This window comes from Staphylococcus sp. AC872 (genome assembly GCF_979255425.1).
This window is the reverse complement of the sequence record NZ_CEEDKW010000113.1, coordinates 1-206: the sequence shown is the minus strand read 5'-3', so window position 1 is coordinate 206 and position 206 is coordinate 1. Positions and strand designations below refer to the sequence as shown.

The 206-nt window shown below is 44.7% G+C and carries 1 pseudogene; it reads left to right on the top strand.

The window, feature by feature from the left end:
• Positions 1–206, top strand: a pseudogene (locus tag ACZ267_RS13130) (hypothetical protein); the annotation flags it as partial.

Sequence of the window (206 nt, the reverse complement as noted above, 5' to 3'; positions counted from 1 at the left end):
AGAAAGCAAAGATAGTGCTGCAAGTACAGAAAGCAAGGACAGTGCTGCAAGTACAGAAAGCAAGGACAGTGCTGCAAGTACAGAAAGCAAAGATAGTGCTGCAAGTACAGAAAGCAAGGACAGTGCTGAAAGTACAGAAAGCAAAGATAGTGCTGCAAGTACAGAAAGCAAGGACAGTGCTGCAAGTACAGAAAGCAAGGACAGTG